This window comes from Entomohabitans teleogrylli, assembly GCF_001484765.1.
In the GTDB taxonomy this organism is placed as follows: domain Bacteria; phylum Pseudomonadota; class Gammaproteobacteria; order Enterobacterales; family Enterobacteriaceae; genus Entomohabitans; species Entomohabitans teleogrylli.
Genome location: NZ_KQ947377.1, coordinates 254,565 through 271,170, shown reverse-complemented (window position 1 = coordinate 271,170; position 16,606 = coordinate 254,565). Strand labels below are relative to the sequence as shown.

Sequence of the window (16,606 nt, the reverse complement as noted above, 5' to 3'; positions counted from 1 at the left end):
TGTGCTAACCCTGTGAATGTCCATGACAACCGATGCCCGTTCCCTGTATAGCCAGTTGCCTTCCACCGATCGCCTGCTGCATGACGCCAGTTTCAGCCATTTACTCCGGCAGTTCGGCCATACCCGGCTGGTGAATTTGCTGCGCCAGATGCTGGATGACGCCCGGGAAGCGGTGCGCGTCAGCCAGCAACTGCCGCAGTGGCACAGCGACTGGGCCGCCGAAGCCGGCAGGCGGCTGAATGTTTCTGACGCCAGCGCGCTGCGTCCGGTGTTTAACCTGACGGGAACGGTGCTGCATACTAATCTGGGGCGCGCGCAGCAGGCGGAGGAGGCGGTGGCGGCGGTGGCCCGGGCGATGCGCTCGCCGGTCACTCTTGAGTACGATCCCGACAGCGCCGGGCGCGGCCATCGCGACCGGGCGCTGGCCAGTCTGTTGTGCGAGCTGACCGGCGCCGAAGACGCCTGTATCGTCAATAATAACGCCGCGGCGGTATTGCTGATGCTGGCGGCCTGCGCCAGCGGCGCAGAGGTGATCGTGTCGCGCGGCGAACTGGTGGAGATCGGCGGCGCATTCCGTATTCCGGATGTGATGCGCCAGGCGGGCTGCCGGCTGGTGGAGGTCGGCACCACTAATCGCACCCATCTGCGCGACTACCGCGAGGCGGTGACGGACAATACCGGCCTGCTGATGAAGGTGCATACCAGTAACTACCATATTGAAGGGTTTACCAAAGCGGTCAGCGAGCAGGAGCTGGTGGCGCTGGGCGATGAACTGGGACTGCCGGTGGTGGCCGATCTGGGCAGCGGTTCGCTGGTGGACCTCACCGACTATGGCCTGCCGGCAGAGCCAATGCCGCGCCAGTTGATTGCCGACGGGGTGAGTCTGGTGAGCTTCTCCGGCGATAAACTGCTCGGCGGTCCGCAGGCGGGAATTATCGTCGGGCGCCGGGCGCTGATCGAACGGCTGCAGCGCCATCCGCTGAAGCGGGCGCTGCGCGCCGATAAGATGACCCTCGCGGCGCTGGAGGCGACCCTGATGCTGTACCGGCATCCGGAAACCCTCGCCAGCCGCCTGCCGACCCTGCGCTTGCTGACCCGCGGCGCCATGGAGATTGAACAACAGGCCCGGCGCCTGAAACCCGCGCTGGAGCAGCGCTACGGCGCGGCGTTTATCATTGATGTAGAACCCTGCCTGTCGCAGATCGGCAGCGGCTCGCTGCCGGTGGACAGGCTTCCCGGCGCCGCCCTGACGTTTACCCCCCGGGACGGTAAAGGAAGTTCCCTGGCGGCGCTGGCGCAGGGATGGCGGCGGCTGGCGCAGCCAGTCATTGGGCGCATCGGCGATGGGCGCCTGTGGCTGGATTTACGCTGTCTGGAAGATGAGGCCGGTTTACTGGAGATGTTGCTGTCATGATTATTGCTACCGCCGGGCACGTGGACCACGGCAAAACGACACTACTGGAAGCCCTGACCGGCGTGAATGCCGATCGTCTGCCGGAAGAAAAGCAGCGCGGTATGAGTATCGACCTTGGCTACGCTTACTGGCCGCAGCCCGACGGGCGCGTTATCGGCTTTATCGACGTGCCGGGCCATGAAAAATTTCTCGGCAATATGCTGGCCGGCGTTGGGGGAATCGACCATGCGCTGCTGGTGGTCGCCTGTGATGACGGCGTGATGGCTCAGACCCGGGAGCATCTGGCTATCCTGCAACTCACCGGCCAGCCGGCGCTGACCGTGGCGCTCACCAAGGCGGACCGGGTGGACGAGGCGCGGGTTCAGGTGCTGCGGGAAGAGGTACAGCGCACGGTGCGCGAAATGGGCTGGCCGGAAGCAGCGCTGTTCGTCACCGCCGCCACCCGCCACGAAGGTATTGACGCGCTGCGCGATCATCTCAGTCAACTCGCGGAGCGAGCGCATTCGCAGCAGCACCGTTTCCGGCTGGCCATTGACCGGGCATTTACCGTTAAAGGTGCCGGTCTGGTGGTCACCGGCACGGCGCTCAGCGGGGAAGTGAAGGTCGGTGATTCCCTGTGGCTGACTGGCGCCGATACGCCGATGCGCGTTCGCGGCCTGCACGCCCAGAATCAGCCCGCCCGGACGGCTATCGCCGGGCAGCGCATTGCCCTGAATATCAGCGGCGAGGCGCAAAAAAGCGATATCCGCCGCGGCGACTGGCTGCTGGCGCAACGGCCTGGGGAGCCGATGACGCGGATTGTGGTCCAGTTGCATAGTCTGGCGCCGCTGTCGCAGTGGCAGCCGGTGCATGTCCACCATGCCGCCAGCCATACCACCGGCCGGGTATCGCTACTGGAAAATGACCTGGCGGAACTGGTGCTGGATACGCCGCTGTGGCTGGCGGATAACGATCGCCTGGTGTTGCGCGATATCAGCGCCCGCGCCACCCTCGCTGGGGCGCGGGCGGTCTTGCTGGCGCCGCCGCGGCGCGGCAAACGTCAGCCGGTGTTTCTTGACTGGCTGGCGCGGCTCGCTGGCTGCGCGGCGGATGACGCGCAGGCGCTGGCACTGCACCTGGAAAGAGGGGCGGTGCATCTCCCGACGTTTGGCTGGATGCGTCAACTGACGGAGGACGGCCTGCAGACCCTCCTGCAACAGCCCGGGCGCCTGCGCGCCGGCGATTATCTGCTCAGCGATGAGGTAGCCGCCCGCTGGCAGGAGAAGCTGCTGGCGACGCTGGCGCGTTACCACGAGCAGCATGACGATCAGCCCGGTCCGGGACGCGAGCGCCTGCGCCGAATGGCGCTGCCGGCGGAAGAAGAAAGCCTGGTGCTGGCGCTGCTTGAGCGTATGCGCCAACAGGGGGTGATTGAAAGCCGCCAGGGGTGGTTACACCTGCCGGGGCATGAGCCGGGTTTCTCCGCCGCTCAGCAGGCGCTGTGGCAGCAGGTGGAAGCGCGGTTGGCCGACGATCCCTGGTGGGTGCGCGATCTGGCGCGGGAAACCGGCCAGGAGGAGCAGGCGATGCGCCAGTTGATGCGGCTGGCGGCCCGGCAGGGGTACGTGACGGCGATTGTTAAAGATCGCTACTACCGCCAGCAGCGGATTCTGGACTTTGCAAATCTGATCCGTGAACTGGATGACGAAGGGGGCAGCGCCACCAGCGCCGCGGATTTCCGCGATCGGCTGGGGGTCGGGCGTAAACTGGCGATCCAGATACTGGAATACTTTGACCGCATCGGCTTTACCCGCCGCCGTGGCAATGAGCATTTGCTGCGTGACAGCGCGCTGTTTTTACCGCGCGATTAGTGTCTCTCCAGGCAACCTGGCGTGACTTTTCAGGGGCCGGGCGTTGGTTACGCTGTGCAGAGCGATTCGTGACCCCGGTCGTAAACCTGGCTGCTGTTGGCGAATAAATCGCCAGCGGCGACTACCCTTGTAGGGCAACCACTACAAGGAGAAGGCCATGACCAATAATCCTCCCGATACCCGAATCATTCCTGGTGAATACGGTTACCCTCTCAGCCTGAAAGCGCGTTACGACAACTTTATTGGCGGTGAGTGGGTAGCCCCGGTCTCCGGCGACTATTACCAGAACCTGACGCCGGTGACGGGGCAACCGCTATGCGAGGTTGCCAGTTCCGGTAAAGGCGATATCGATCTGGCGCTCGACGCCGCTCACGCCGTGAAGGCGCAGTGGGGGCAGACTTCAGTACAGGATCGGGCGGCGATCCTGCTGAAAATCGCCGATCGCATGGAGCAAAACCTCGATCTACTGGCGGCGGCGGAAACCTGGGATAACGGGAAACCGCTGCGCGAAACCAGCGCCGCCGATGTGCCGCTGGCCATCGACCATTTCCGCTATTTCGCCGCCTGCATCCGCGCCCAGGAAGGGGGGATCAGCGAAGTGGACAGCGAAACGGTGGCTTATCACTTCCATGAGCCGCTGGGGGTGGTCGGGCAAATCATTCCGTGGAACTTCCCGCTGCTGATGGCCTGCTGGAAAATGGCTCCGGCGCTGGCGGCGGGCAACTGCATCGTGCTTAAGCCGGCGCGTCTGACGCCTCTGTCGGTGCTGTTGCTGATGGAGGTGACTGGCGACCTGTTGCCGCCCGGGGTGGTGAACGTGGTCAATGGCGCCGGCGGTGAGATTGGCGAATATCTGGCGACCTCGAAGCGTATCGCTAAAATCGCCTTTACCGGTTCCACCGAAGTGGGGCAGCAGATTATGCAGTACGCTACCCAAAACATTATCCCGGTCACTCTTGAGCTGGGCGGCAAGTCGCCGAATATCTTCTTCGCCGATGTGATGGATGAAGAGGACACCTTCTTTGACAAAGCGCTGGAAGGGTTTGCGCTGTTTGCCTTTAACCAGGGGGAGGTGTGTACCTGTCCGAGCCGGGCGCTGGTTCAGGAGTCGATTTACGAACGCTTTATGGAGCGCGCCATCCGCCGGGTGGAGGCGATACGCAGCGGGAATCCGCTCGATCTGCGTACCCAGATGGGTGCGCAGGTGTCGCAGGGCCAACTGGAGACGATCCTTAATTACATTGATATCGGTAAGAAAGAGGGGGCCAGTGTGTTGACCGGCGGGCGGCGTAAGATGCTGGAAGGCGATCTGCATAATGGCTATTACCTGGAGCCGACGATCCTACAGGGCAGTAACAGTATGCGCGTCTTCCAGGAGGAGATATTCGGCCCGGTCCTGGCGGTTACCACCTTTAAAACCGCGCAAGAGGCGCTGGAGATCGCCAATGACACCCGGTACGGTCTGGGCGCCGGGGTATGGAGCCGTAACGGATCGCTGGCCTATAAGATGGGGCGCGGCATTCAGGCGGGCCGCGTGTGGACCAACTGCTATCACGCCTATCCGGCCCACGCGGCGTTTGGCGGCTATAAGCAGTCCGGTATTGGCCGGGAGACCCACAAGATGATGCTCGAACACTATCAGCAAACGAAATGTTTGCTGGTCAGTTATTCGGATAAACCGCTGGGATTGTTTTAACCTGATAAAGACCAGGGCTGATAAAAAAGTCAGGCATTGCGCCTGACTTTTGTAACCTGATAGCCGGGAAAATGGTAATCAGGCGTTCAGTGAACCCTGAACGGTGGTTTCTTTTTTCTCGCCACCGCTAAAAATATTACTGACCATTTTGATAACGGTATTCGCCAGGCCTTTAATGGCATCGAAAGCAAAACCAAATACGCTGTTTAAAAGACCACAACCGCCAGCAACAAATTGGATTTCATTTTCAGTCAGTACTCGCATGTTAATATCCTTATTGTTCAACGTGAAAGATAATCAGCAAACGAAAAGTCGTTCACTTCTGGCAGGTTAGCATAGAAGAAAATATCAGCGGAAAGGAAATACATTACGAATTCTATTTTTAGAATAAACGTTTAGTTATATTCATTGTATATATACTACTAAATGCCAGTCACCGGTAAAATAAATATATCGACGATTAATTTAAATAGTGATGACTTATAGATTTGGTTTTTGTTATTGATATGGATATATCCGTGGAGAGTAGAATTTCTTTATCTGCCTTTATCGCGTCATGGACTGGCATTGTATTGAATATCATCCCGTCCGTCAGGTGAGCGGCACAAATATCCGTGCCGCATTCTCAGGGAAGCGCCAGTTCATACCGGCAGTCGATCATAGATACGTTTTGCTGCCTGGTTCAGGCTGGGGAGTATTCTTTCCAGCAGGACCGATTCGGGGGTGCGCGTCGGTTGTGTGGAGACATTAATGGCCGCCACGACCTGCTCGCGTTGGTTCATAATGGGCACCGAAATCGATCTTAACCCCAGTTCAAGCTCCTGATTTACAATCGCATATCCCTGAACCCGCACTTGCGCCAGGGTTTCCATCAGTGCATGACGTTCTACCAGCGTATAGGGCGTGTAGCGTTCCGGCGTGTAGTTTTCCAGGAAGGCCTGCTGCTCTTCCGGGGATTTGTAAGCCAATAAAACGCGTCCCATTGAGGTTGCCGCAACCGGCAACCGTGCGCCAATACCCAGATTCACAGACATAATATGATGCGTCATATACCTGGCAATATAGACCACCTCGCTCCCGTCCAGCACCGAAACCGAGCATGACTCCCCGGTTTCTTTGCTCACCTGCTCAATAAACGGCTGCACAATATTCACGATTGGCTGTGAGGCTAAGTAGGAATACCCCAGTTGCAGCACTTTGGGCGACAGCCAAAACAGCTTTCCATCACTTTCCACGTAGCCCAGGGCGCTGAGGGTGAACAAAAAGCGGCGGGCGGTCGCCCGGTTCAGCTCAGAAAGTCGCGCTACTTCGCTCAAAGACAACTTTGTTGCTGCCTGATTAAAGACCTTGATCACAGAAAGGCCACGTGCCAGTGACGTAACGAACTCTTTTGACTCTTCAGGTATTGACATTTTATTAACACATTCCCAATATCAAATTAATGTTCGCATAGCGATTTGTTTGTTCGCCAGGCGAACATCGAGTGACTTGATGACACAATAATAAAATTCGCTTCAAGACCTCAACCCCTACTTTCCGTTAAGGAGAAAAAACATCATGTCTACACAATATAAAACCACTTTCGCATCCATTGATGACTACCACAAAGGGGGTATCCAGGTTCTGGTGGAAGATCCCCGGCGCTACGTTTTTTCTAACATGTATGAAATCGCGGCCACCAATGCGCCTTATGACCGTATCGTCGCGGCGATTAATTTAGACTATACCATTGAGATTGCACGTGCCGAAGGGACATCACCCTGGTTTGTCTGCGCTCACGACGAGTTCGTTGTGGCCATGGATTATGATGTCGAGGTGCATTTTGTCAAACTGACGGATGACTCGATTGTCGACGACGATAAAGATGGCGCCGTTAAATTGGATGGCATGCCCGATGGGCAAAAAATGGGATGTATTTATCTCAAACGCGGCCATCAGGCCCTCCTGCCTGAAAGAGTGGCTTATCGGTTTCACGCTAATAAGCCAGCAACCCTGATGCTTCAATCTATTCTCGGTGATGTTTCAGTCCAGAAATGGGCAGACATCTGCCTGAGCTAATTGAATGCAATCTCTTTCCAGCATAATTGAGGGCTGAAAAATGAATACCAATCTGAAATGTACTATCGATAATTCTGTTACCGGTTATCAAACCTTTAGCGCGGGCCAGTTTACGTTTGATCGCTGCGAATATTTCGCCTACATCAGCTGTCCGACTGGCGAGCATATGATGCCGATCGACGCGTATCTCAAAGCGCTGATGCGCGATATCGCCTGGGGATTTTTCTACGGCACCGTGGCTTTTGATGATGTGCTGGGCACGACTAACCACTACGGGAATGTCGATCTATACATGGGGTCATTCCACAAAGAGTGGACCAGCGCCAACCGTGATTATAAAGAGAATTTCAAATCTGATGAGCTGATGGCGATTTTCAAGGCCATGATCTCTGACTGGACCAACAGCGGCTTTGACCCCTTTGCCGCGCCGCAGGAAACGGGCGTGGCATGGGGACGTAAAAACGGCGATGAAGATCGTTTAATTGAGCGTAAGCGCGAAGTGGCAAAACGTATGGTTGGTATCCCGGGCGATGCGCCGCTGCGCACCGACGAAAGCGGCTATCCGGTGAACCGTGCGTTTATGGATGTTGACCAGCAGCAGCCGGTGGTAATGGCTGAGCCAGGTTTTGAAAACGAACTGCACGCCTTCAACCTGTTTGGCTACCTCTCCCGTTCCGATGTGACCTGGAATCCGTCAGTGGTTTCAGTGGTGCGCCAGAGCCTGTTCTGCCCGACCACCGAAGAGTTTATTTTGCCTATCGACCACGGCAATGACCGCGTTGAATGGTTCATTCAACTGTCGGACGAAATTTCCTGGGATATCAAGGATGGTAAGAGCAGCAGTCCGCTGGCGAAAGTGACCATGCGCGCCGGGGATATTTCTGCCATGCCCGGGGATATTCGCCATCAGGGAATGTCGCCCAAGCGTTCCATGCTACTGGTCTGGGAAAACGGTTCGCCGGAGATCATGGACATGATTAAGGACGGCACTGTACCGATGGTTCCGGTTACGTTCTAGTCAGGGAGATGAAGCCATGCATATACAGAACAAAATGCTGATAAATGGCGAGTGGGTGGACGGGCTGGATGGCAGTACGATTGATGTTATGAACCCGCATGACGGTTCATTGATTACGCGTATTGCCGAAGCCAAAGAAGCCGACGTGGATCGTGCAGTGGCAGCAGCAAAAGCAGCTTACCCCGCCTGGGGTAAGCTGCAGGCCTCCGCAAGGGGCGCTTTGTTGCTAAAACTGGCCGATAAAATTGAAGAACATGCGGCGGAACTCGCGCAGCTCGAAGCCCTGGATACCGGTCATCCAGTCCGCGATACGCTGAATATCGATGTGCCCCGCACGGCGTACTGCTTCCGCTATTTTGGCGGAATGGCGGACAAACTCGAAGGCAGCGTCATCCCGGTAGAAGAGGGATTTCTCAACTATACCACCCGCGAGCCGATTGGCGTGGTAGGGCAAATCGTCCCCTGGAATTTTCCTCTGATGTTTACCAGCTGGAAGATGGCGCCAGCCCTCGCCGCCGGTAACGCCATTGTGATTAAGCCCTCGGAAATTACGCCGTTGAGTACCCTGCGCATTGCCGAACTGATGATGGAAGTGGGTTTCCCTGCCGGGGTGGTTAATGTGGTGGTGGGATATGGCAATACCGCCGGATCGCGACTGTCGGAGCATGAGGATGTCGGCAAAATTGCCTTTACCGGCTCAACCGCGACCGGACAGCGGATTGTCGCCGCCTCCGCGGGCAATCTGAAGAAAGTCCAACTGGAGCTCGGCGGTAAAGGCGCCAATATCATTTTTGAAGACGCAGACCTGGCGAAAGCGGTGGGCGGTAGCGCCTTTGCCATTTTCCATAATCAGGGACAGGCGTGTATCGCCGGATCGCGCATTATCCTGCATGAAAAGATTGCCGATGCTTTCCTCGACAAGTTCCTGGCGTTAGCCGGCTCGATTCGCCTCGGCGACCCGCAACGACCGGAAACGGAAATGGGTCCGCTGACCTCCGTACAGCACCGCGACCGCGTGCTGGCCTACTGTGAGATAGCCCGTTCGCAGGGCTGTGAAATTCTGCTCGGCGGTAAAGCGCCTGACGATCCGGCGCTGGCGAAGGGTTGTTACATTGAGCCCACCGTCGTCAGGGCGAAGTATACCGACAGGATCGCCCAGGAAGAGGTATTTGGCCCCTTTGTGACGGTGATTACCTTTAAAGATGACGCAGAAGCGCTGGCCATCGCCAACAGTACCGAATATGGGCTGGGGTCCGGGTTATGGACCAGGGATATCAGTCGCGCTCATCGGTTTGCCCGGGATATGCATGCCGGCATGGTGTGGATCAATTGCTATAAACGCGTCAACCCTGCCAGCCCGTTTGGCGGCGTGGGTCGCTCGGGGTATGGCCGGGAGATGGGATTTGAAGTGATGCGCGAATATACCCAGGTCAAATCCGTGTGGGTCAATGTCGACGCCAAAATACCGCCTTTCTACCAAAGGTAAATTCGCGCGAGGGGATCGTTATGACAAAAATAATGACGCTGCAAAAGGCTGTCAGTGAACTGGTTCAGGACGGTGACGCCATTGCGCTGGAAGGATTTACTCATCTGATCCCCTTCGCGGCGGGACATGAGATTATCCGCCAGCGAAAAAAGGATCTGACGCTGATCCGCATGACGCCGGATGTGATTTACGACCAGTTGATCGGTATGGGCTGCGCCAGAAAGATGGTGTTCTCCTGGGGCGGTAACCCCGGAGTGGGATCGCTGCACCGCTTTCGCGACGCCGTGGAAAAAGGCTGGCCTCATGCGCTGGAAATTGAAGAGCATGCCCATGCCGATATGGCGAATGCCTACGACGCGGGAGCGGCAAATCTGCCGTTTGCCGTATTGCGCGGCTATCTGGGGTCCGACATTCCCAAATACACCCGGACCATCAGGCAGATTCACTGCCCGTTTACCGGCGAGGCGCTGGCGGCGGTTCCCGCGATTCGTCCTGACGTCACTATCATTCATGCCCAGCAGGCCGACCGGCAGGGCAATGTGCTGCTGTGGGGGATTGTCGGCGTGCAGAAGGAAGCGGTACTGGCGGCCAAAAAAGTCATTATCACCGTCGAGGAAGTCGTGGATGTCCTCAGGCCGGCGATAAATCAGGTAGTGCTCCCGGGATGGGTGATTGACGCTATCTGTGAAATTCCCGGCGGCGCGTTTCCATCCTATGCGCAGGGGTATTACACGCGCGATAACGCCTTTTATCAGCAGTGGGATGCGATTGCCCGCGATCGCGACCGGTTTAGAGACTGGATGCAAAAACACATCATGGAAACGGCAGACTTCAGCGCTTTCAAACTGAGCCTCGAGAAAGAACAAAAAGGGAGGGCAGCATGAACAGCACATATACCTCTTCTGAAATGATGACGATTTGCGCCTCCCGGATGCTCAAAGAGGGCCAGGTCTGTTTTGTGGGGATCGGCATGCCGAGCGCGGCGGCTAACCTGGCGCGGCTCACCCGCACGCCAGATATCGTCCTGATTTACGAATCCGGCACTATCGGCACTAAGCCCGATGTGCTGCCGCTGTCGATTGGCGACGGGGAGCTGGCAGAAACCGCGGATATGGTGGTTTCGGTGCCGGAGATGTTCCGCTACTGGTTACAGGGCGGGCATATTGATGTCGGTTTTCTTGGCGCCGCCCAGATTGATAAATACGCCAATATCAACACCACGATAATCGGCGATTATCAGACGCCGAAAGTACGTCTGCCGGGCGCGGGCGGAGCGCCGGAAATCAGTACCAACTGCAAAGAGGTGCTGATCATTCTTAAGCAAAACAGCCGCTCTTTTGTGGAGCAGATGGATTTTATTACTTCGCCGGGTTATCTGGAGGGCGGCGAGTCGCGTGAAAAGCTGGGCCTGACGAATCAGGGGCCGCGGGCGGTCATCACCGATTTGGGCATTCTGGAGCCCGATCCACAGACCAAAGAACTGGTGATGACCAGCCTTCATCCGGGCGTCACGGTCGAGCAGGCCCGGGAAAATACCGGCTGGCCGCTGCGCATTGCGCCGCAGTTACAGGTTACGCAGCCGCCTACGGGGCAGGAACTGAGCGTGTTACGCGATCTCAATGAACGTACTGAGCGTGCGCATGCAGGAGCGGCATCATGAGCGATTTCATCTATCAGTCGTTACCTGGCCGGGTCATCTTTGGCGCAGGTAAACTCGCGGAAACCCGCGCCGAGGTACAACGGCTGGGGATTGCCCAGGCGCTGGTGATCTCCACCCCACAGCAGCGCGATTTGGCAATCCAGGTACAGGCGCTGCTCGGCGATATCGCGGTGGGGATTTACGATCGGGCCGTCATGCACGTGCCAGTGGAAACGGTCGCCGATGTGATGCGGGTTGTGGATGAACTGCAGGTTGACGGCTGTGTGGCCATTGGCGGCGGCTCGACGGTGGGGCTGGCGAAGGCCATTGCCCTGAAAACCGCGCTACCGATTGTCACTATCCCAACGACCTATGCAGGTTCGGAAATGACGCCGGTCTGGGGGATGACCCGGGACGGGATTAAAACCACCGGGCGTGATATCAGCGTGTTGCCAAAGACGGTGATTTACGATCCGCAACTGACCGTCAGCCTGCCGGCTTTTATCTCTGGCCCCAGCGGTATGAATGCCATTGCGCACTGTGTGGAAGGGCTGTATTCGCAAAACCAGAATCCGATCACTTCATTGATGGCCGAAGAGGGGATCCGGGCATTGCGCCTAAGCCTGCCGGAGGTGGTTCGCCATCCCGAAGATCTCAACGCCCGGTCGCAGGCGCTGTATGGCGCATGGCTGGCCGGTAGCGTGCTGGGTTCCGTTGGCATGGCGATTCACCACAAGCTGTGCCACACCCTCGGGGGCAGCTTCAATTTGCCGCATGCGGAAGTGCATACCGTGATGATTCCCCAGGCCACCTGGTTTAACCGCGCGCATGCGCCGCAGGCGATGCAGGCCATAGGACGCGCGCTGGGCGTCGCCGCGCAGGACGCCGCCGCAGGATTATACGATCTGGCGCTGGCGATTAATGCGCCTGTGGCGCTGAAGGACATCGGTATGCGGGAACAGGATCTGGATAAAGCCGCGGAGATTGCCACGACCAATCCCTATTATAATCCGCGCCCGGTTGACCGCGCGGCGGTCAGGGAATTGCTGGAAAGGGCCTTCCAGGGGATTCGTCCGGGGGAATGAATCTGCGTGACGCATTAATAAAAGAAAATACGGGTAAATAAAAAACGGCGGTCAATGACGCGTTAATAGCAATCGCCGGGGATGGTTGTTTTCATCGCCATGGATGGCCATCGCCTCACCGGTAAGGGAGATAAATCCGTCTATTTCCGTTATTACAGCAATATGCCCGCCAATTGAAATAGCACTGCGATTATTAAAAATAACCGGCAGGAGTTCTGATGATGAGAGACGTTTTTATTTGTGATGCGATCCGTACGCCAATCGGACGTTATGGCGGCGCGCTGTCTACGGTGCGCGCCGATGATTTAGGCGCCGTACCACTGACCTATTTTCTGCAAAAATATCCGCTTCTGGACTGGTCGGCGGTGGATGAAGTGATTTACGGCTGCGCTAACCAGGCCGGCGAAGATAATCGTAATGTCGCGCGCATGTCGGCGCTACTGGCCGGGTTGCCGGTTACTGTGCCGGCGACCACGGTTAACCGGCTGTGCGGCTCCGGTATGGATGCCATCGGTATCGGCGCCCGGGCGATTAAAGCCGGTGAAGCGGATTTGATCATTGCTGGCGGCGTGGAATCCATGTCCAGGGCGCCTTTTGTGATGGGAAAAGCAGAAGCCGCCTTCAGCCGGGAAGCCAATGGTCTGTATGACACAACCATTGGCTGGCGCTTCGTTAACCCACAAATGGCGGCGCGCTATGGCGTTGATTCGATGCCGGAAACCGCGGAAAACGTCGCCGAAACCTTCGGCATCTCCCGCAGGGATCAGGATTTATTCGCGTTTCGCAGCCAGCAAAAAGCCCGGGTCGCTCAGGCCTCCGGTCGCTTTAGTGAGGAGATTGTCCCCGTCAGGGTGGCGCAGAAGCGCGGTGAGCCGCTGGTGGTGGAGCAGGATGAACATCTGCGCCCGGAAACGACGCTGGAGGGGTTAGCTAAACTACGGGCGCCTTTTCGTGACGGCGGTTCGGTGACCGCCGGGAATGCTTCGGGGGTGAATGACGGCGCCTGTGCGCTCATACTGGCTTCGCCGGAGGCCGTACAGCGCCATGGGCTGACGCCGCGCGGTAAAGTCATTGCGACGGCAACGGCGGGGGTCGAACCGCGTATTATGGGCTTTGGCCCGGCTCCCGCTACCGAAAAACTGCTGCACAAAACTGGTATCCGCCTTGATGAAGTGGACCTGTTAGAGCTCAATGAAGCTTTTGCCTCACAGGCGCTGGCGACTCTGCGGGCGCTGGGACTGAAAGATGACGACGAGCGGGTTAACCCTAACGGCGGCGCCATTGCGCTGGGCCATCCGCTGGGGATGAGCGGCGCCCGGCTGGTCACCACCGCGCTGGCGGAGCTGTCATTGCGGCGCAAACGCTATGCCATCTGCACGATGTGTATTGGCGTGGGACAGGGGATTGCCATGCTGATCGAGCGCGTTTGAGAGGAAAGGGAGCGATGTATTTTGTGGTTTTTGCTACCGATAAACCGGCGCAGGAGGCGCTGCGCGCGCGGATTCGCCCGGCGCATCGGGTCTATCTGCGTCAACATCCTCATCCGGTCAGGGTGGTGCTGGGCGGGCCGACGCTGCGGGCTCAAAGCCGGGAAATGAATGGGACTCTGCTGGTGATTGAGGCGGCGTCTCAGGAGCAGGTCGATACCTTTTTACAGGACGATCCTTACGTGCAGGCGGGGATATTTGCCGAGATTATTGTTCGCCCCTGGCTGTGGGGGATTGGCGCGCCGCAGGAGGTGTGAAATGAAACTCTGGTATCAGGAAAAAAATGCGCCTCAGCCAGGGACCTTTCTGTGCTCGGTGACCGATATCGCCCCCGGCGGCGTGATGGAGTTTTGCTTTGGCGAGCACAAAAAAACGCGCTTTCGCATGTTCGTATACAACGATGTGGGCCAGTTACGGGCATATATGAATGTTTGCCCGCATTTCGATGTGCCTTTAAATGTGCGCCCGGGGGAGATGTTTACCACCGATCGTAGTCAGTTTATGTGTGCGATTCATTATGCAAAATTTAATTTGCATGACGGCCACTGTACGGAAGGCCCCTGTGAAGGCGTTGGTCTGGAAGCCATCCCGCTGGATATTATTGAAGGCGACGTGTTTATCGCCGCAGGCGAACCGCGGGCGCCCTTGTCCGTTCAAACCGGCGGGTAATCGGCCTGCGTGACAAACCGGCCCGTCAGCGAATGACTGACGGGCCGCTAAAATATCGCCATTAACAGATACGCGGCATCGGTTCGGCGTGGGGTAAATCCAGAGTACGTTTCACGCCATACAGCCCGGCCAGACGCACTCCCCGGCGCTCCACCGCTTCGCCAATCACCGCGGCGTCGCGTCCGGCGGGATGGCGGCGCAGGGCGTCAAGCACCGCATCCGCCGCCTCGCGGGCGACGGCGATGGTCAGTTTCCCCTCATTGGCGAAATTCAGCGCCTCCAGCCCCAGGAGCTCGCAGACGCCGCGCACCGCCGGCTTCACCGGCAGCGCCGCTTCACTGATTTCGATACCGCAGCCGCTGGCGGCGGCGAACTCATGCAGCACCGCATTCACGCCGCCGCGGGTGGCGTCGCGCAGGGCTTTGACGCCGGGGATCGCCAGCAGCGGCTGAATCAGCGGGGTCAGGACCGTACAGTCGCTGGCCAGCTCTCCTTCCAGACCGAGCTGCTCGCGCAGGTTAAGGATGGTCGCGCCGTGATCGCCGAGGGTGCCGCTGACGATCAGTACGTCGCCTGCAGCTATCTTGCTGGCTCCCCAGTTGACGCCGGTCGGTATCGCGCCAATACCGGCGGTATTGATAAACAGCTTATCCGCCGCGCCGCGCGGCACCACTTTGGTGTCGCCGGTAACGATGGTGATGCCGGCCTCGCGAGCGGTATCAGCCATACTGCGCACCACCGCTTCCAGTGTGTCGAACGCCAGCCCTTCCTCAAGAATAAAGCCGCACGATAACCAGAGTGGAACGGCGCCGCTGACCGCCACGTCGTTGGCGGTGCCGCACACCGCCAGCTTGCCGATATTGCCGCCTGGGAAAAACAGCGGATCGATAACATAGCTGTCGGTGGAAAAAGCCAGCCGGTCGCCGCGCGCGGTAAGCTCCGCCAGCGCCAGCCGGGCCTGATCTTCCTGCTCTGCCAGCCAGGGATTGTCAAAAGCCTCCATAAACAGACTGGCGATCAACTGTTGCATCGCCTGGCCGCCGCTGCCGTGGGCAAGGGTGATGGTTTTCATGCTTCACACTCCTGGCCGCGATACTGATACCACGCGGCGCATGCCCCTTCGGAAGAGACCATCAGGGCGCCAAAGGCATTGTGTGGATTACAGGTTTTGCCGAATAGCTGGCACTGCCAGGGTTTGCAGCGCCCGGTGAGCACGTCGCCGCAGCGGGCGCGCGGATCGTCCTGGCTGCGCTGCGGCTCAGGGTGGAAATGGGCTTCAGCATCAAACTGCCGGTAGGCCGGGGTCAGTTTGACGCCGGATTCATTGATGATGCCGAGGCCGCGCCATTCGGAATCTCCTTCCAGCATAAACACCTCGTCGATAGCCTGCTGAGCGACCTTGTTGCCCTTATCCGGCACCACGCGGCGGTACTGATTCTCGATTGCCGGCTGGCGGCGGATTTCCTGCTCCACCAGCATCAGCACGCCCTGTAACAGGTCGAGAGGCTCAAATCCGGCGACCACCAGCGGCCGCTGATACTGATCGGCGATAAAGTGGTAGGACTCAATGCCGATCACCATGCTGACGTGGCCCGGCGCCAGGAAGGCGTCAATGCCGTTGTCCGGCTGCTCCAGCAGGCTGCGCAGGGTGGGGATCAGGGTAATATGCTGACAGAAAAAGAAAAAATTGCTGATGTTCTGCGCCTTCGCCTGCTGGAGGGTAATGGCGGTGGCCGGCATGGTGGTTTCAAATCCCAGCCCGAAGAACACCACTTTGCTGTCGGGATGCTGGCTGGCGAGGGCCAGCGCGTCCATCGGTGAATAGACCACCCGCACGTCGGCGCCGCGGGCTTTCGCGTCCATCAGAGAACCCTGCCGGCCGGGGACGCGCATCGCGTCGCCGAAGGTGCAGAAAATCACTTCCGGATGGCTGGCTATCTCCAGGCAGGCGTCGATACGCCCCATCGGCAGTACGCAGACCGGACATCCTGGTCCGTGGATAAACTCAATGTTGTCCGGCAACAGCTGGTCGAGCCCAAATTTAAAGATGGCGTGGGTGTGTCCGCCGCAGATTTCCATGATGCGCAGCGGGCGCTGTGCCGTATAAGGCAGGTGAACGGCCCGATGGCGCAGCGTTTCAATCAGCGCCATCACGCGCGCCGGGTCGCGGTACTCATCAACAAAACGCATTACCTTTGCTCCTT

At 58.3% G+C, this 16,606-nt stretch carries 16 protein-coding genes; 12 read left to right on the top strand and 4 right to left on the bottom strand.

The features are described from left to right. Positions 1 to 22: 22 nt before the first annotated feature. The 3 genes from selA (at position 23) to exaC (ending at position 4,960) form a co-directional block, all read left to right on the top strand. Entirely contained in the window at positions 23 to 1,414 is a 1,392-nt protein-coding gene (selA, locus tag AQ981_RS04455) for an L-seryl-tRNA(Sec) selenium transferase (RefSeq protein ID WP_058910558.1), read from the top strand. Beyond that, the gene (gene selB, locus AQ981_RS04450) at positions 1,411 to 3,264 is read left to right on the top strand and encodes a selenocysteine-specific translation elongation factor (RefSeq protein ID WP_058910557.1); all 1,854 of its coding nucleotides are present in this window, start codon (positions 1,411 to 1,413) and stop codon (positions 3,262 to 3,264) included. The genes selA and selB overlap by 4 nt, the downstream gene beginning before the upstream one ends. Positions 3,265 to 3,421: 157 nt before the next feature. Beyond that, positions 3,422 to 4,960, top strand: a complete 1,539-nt coding sequence (exaC, locus tag AQ981_RS04445; RefSeq protein ID WP_058910556.1) for an acetaldehyde dehydrogenase ExaC — start codon at positions 3,422 to 3,424, stop codon at positions 4,958 to 4,960. Positions 4,961 to 5,038: 78 nt separating this feature from the next. Here exaC and AQ981_RS04440 read toward each other — a convergent pair whose 3' ends face one another. After that, complete coding sequence (locus AQ981_RS04440; RefSeq protein ID WP_058910555.1) at positions 5,039 to 5,224, bottom strand: hypothetical protein; 186 nt, start codon at positions 5,222 to 5,224, stop codon at positions 5,039 to 5,041. Positions 5,225 to 5,601: 377 nt separating this feature from the next. Next, the gene (locus tag AQ981_RS04435) at positions 5,602 to 6,372 is read right to left on the bottom strand and encodes an IclR family transcriptional regulator (protein ID WP_058910554.1); all 771 of its coding nucleotides are present in this window, start codon (positions 6,370 to 6,372) and stop codon (positions 5,602 to 5,604) included. 145 nt (positions 6,373 to 6,517) lie between these two features. Here AQ981_RS04435 and AQ981_RS04430 point away from each other — a divergent pair, with 145 nt between their 5' ends. The 9 genes from AQ981_RS04430 (at position 6,518) to AQ981_RS04390 (ending at position 14,402) form a co-directional block, all read left to right on the top strand. Then, the gene (locus tag AQ981_RS04430; protein WP_058910553.1) at positions 6,518 to 7,018 is read left to right on the top strand and encodes a cupin domain-containing protein; all 501 of its coding nucleotides are present in this window, start codon (positions 6,518 to 6,520) and stop codon (positions 7,016 to 7,018) included. 40 nt (positions 7,019 to 7,058) lie between these two features. Next, positions 7,059 to 8,036: a hypothetical protein gene (locus AQ981_RS04425; RefSeq protein ID WP_058910552.1), complete on the top strand. Its 978-nt coding sequence runs from the start codon at positions 7,059 to 7,061 to the stop codon at positions 8,034 to 8,036. Between the two features lie 16 nt (positions 8,037 to 8,052). Then, complete coding sequence (locus tag AQ981_RS04420; protein ID WP_249226263.1) at positions 8,053 to 9,522, top strand: aldehyde dehydrogenase family protein; 1,470 nt, start codon at positions 8,053 to 8,055, stop codon at positions 9,520 to 9,522. A gap of 20 nt (positions 9,523 to 9,542) precedes the next feature. After that, positions 9,543 to 10,406 (top strand): CoA transferase subunit A, encoded by an 864-nt coding sequence (locus AQ981_RS04415; RefSeq protein WP_058910551.1) that lies wholly within the window; start codon positions 9,543 to 9,545, stop codon positions 10,404 to 10,406. Next, positions 10,403 to 11,182, top strand: coding sequence for a CoA-transferase subunit beta (locus AQ981_RS04410; RefSeq protein ID WP_058910550.1), 780 nt, complete (start codon positions 10,403 to 10,405; stop codon positions 11,180 to 11,182). Before AQ981_RS04415 ends, AQ981_RS04410 begins: the two co-directional genes overlap by 4 nt. Continuing rightward, positions 11,179 to 12,246, top strand: coding sequence for a maleylacetate reductase (locus AQ981_RS04405; RefSeq protein WP_058910549.1), 1,068 nt, complete (start codon positions 11,179 to 11,181; stop codon positions 12,244 to 12,246). The genes AQ981_RS04410 and AQ981_RS04405 overlap by 4 nt, the downstream gene beginning before the upstream one ends. Positions 12,247 to 12,467: 221 nt before the next feature. Beyond that, positions 12,468 to 13,676 (top strand): 3-oxoadipyl-CoA thiolase, encoded by a 1,209-nt coding sequence (gene pcaF / locus AQ981_RS04400; RefSeq protein WP_058910761.1) that lies wholly within the window; start codon positions 12,468 to 12,470, stop codon positions 13,674 to 13,676. A 14-nt stretch (positions 13,677 to 13,690) separates the two neighbouring features. Continuing rightward, positions 13,691 to 13,990 (top strand): YciI family protein, encoded by a 300-nt coding sequence (locus AQ981_RS04395; protein ID WP_058910548.1) that lies wholly within the window; start codon positions 13,691 to 13,693, stop codon positions 13,988 to 13,990. Between the two features lies 1 nt (position 13,991). After that, positions 13,992 to 14,402, top strand: a complete 411-nt coding sequence (locus AQ981_RS04390) for a Rieske (2Fe-2S) protein (RefSeq protein WP_058910547.1) — start codon at positions 13,992 to 13,994, stop codon at positions 14,400 to 14,402. Positions 14,403 to 14,463: 61 nt separating this feature from the next. On the opposite strand, the gene hypE is transcribed toward AQ981_RS04390, so the two are convergent. Together hypE and hypD are read right to left on the bottom strand one after the other, a co-directional pair. Beyond that, a complete protein-coding gene (gene hypE, locus AQ981_RS04385; RefSeq protein WP_058910546.1) occupies positions 14,464 to 15,474 on the bottom strand; it encodes a hydrogenase expression/formation protein HypE in 1,011 nt (336 codons plus the stop codon). Continuing rightward, the gene (gene hypD / locus AQ981_RS04380; RefSeq protein WP_058910545.1) at positions 15,471 to 16,592 is read right to left on the bottom strand and encodes a hydrogenase formation protein HypD; all 1,122 of its coding nucleotides are present in this window, start codon (positions 16,590 to 16,592) and stop codon (positions 15,471 to 15,473) included. Before hypD ends, hypE begins: the two co-directional genes overlap by 4 nt. Positions 16,593 to 16,606 lie beyond the last annotated feature (14 nt).

Coding starts and splice junctions, on each gene's coding strand:
- AQ981_RS04420 (WP_249226263.1), top strand. CDS start 8,053: ATGCATATACAGAACAAAATGCTGATAAATGGCGAGTGGGTGGACGGG.
- AQ981_RS04430 (WP_058910553.1), top strand. CDS start 6,518: ATGTCTACACAATATAAAACCACTTTCGCATCCATTGATGACTACCAC.
- AQ981_RS04425 (WP_058910552.1), top strand. CDS start 7,059: ATGAATACCAATCTGAAATGTACTATCGATAATTCTGTTACCGGTTAT.
- AQ981_RS04395 (WP_058910548.1), top strand. CDS start 13,691: ATGTATTTTGTGGTTTTTGCTACCGATAAACCGGCGCAGGAGGCGCTG.
- pcaF (WP_058910761.1), top strand. CDS start 12,468: ATGAGAGACGTTTTTATTTGTGATGCGATCCGTACGCCAATCGGACGT.
- AQ981_RS04415 (WP_058910551.1), top strand. CDS start 9,543: ATGACAAAAATAATGACGCTGCAAAAGGCTGTCAGTGAACTGGTTCAG.
- selA (WP_058910558.1), top strand. CDS start 23: ATGACAACCGATGCCCGTTCCCTGTATAGCCAGTTGCCTTCCACCGAT.
- AQ981_RS04405 (WP_058910549.1), top strand. CDS start 11,179: ATGAGCGATTTCATCTATCAGTCGTTACCTGGCCGGGTCATCTTTGGC.
- AQ981_RS04410 (WP_058910550.1), top strand. CDS start 10,403: ATGAACAGCACATATACCTCTTCTGAAATGATGACGATTTGCGCCTCC.
- hypE (WP_058910546.1), bottom strand. CDS start 15,474: ATGAAAACCATCACCCTTGCCCACGGCAGCGGCGGCCAGGCGATGCAA.
- AQ981_RS04435 (WP_058910554.1), bottom strand. CDS start 6,372: ATGTCAATACCTGAAGAGTCAAAAGAGTTCGTTACGTCACTGGCACGT.
- exaC (WP_058910556.1), top strand. CDS start 3,422: ATGACCAATAATCCTCCCGATACCCGAATCATTCCTGGTGAATACGGT.
- selB (WP_058910557.1), top strand. CDS start 1,411: ATGATTATTGCTACCGCCGGGCACGTGGACCACGGCAAAACGACACTA.
- AQ981_RS04390 (WP_058910547.1), top strand. CDS start 13,992: ATGAAACTCTGGTATCAGGAAAAAAATGCGCCTCAGCCAGGGACCTTT.
- hypD (WP_058910545.1), bottom strand. CDS start 16,592: ATGCGTTTTGTTGATGAGTACCGCGACCCGGCGCGCGTGATGGCGCTG.
- AQ981_RS04440 (WP_058910555.1), bottom strand. CDS start 5,224: ATGCGAGTACTGACTGAAAATGAAATCCAATTTGTTGCTGGCGGTTGT.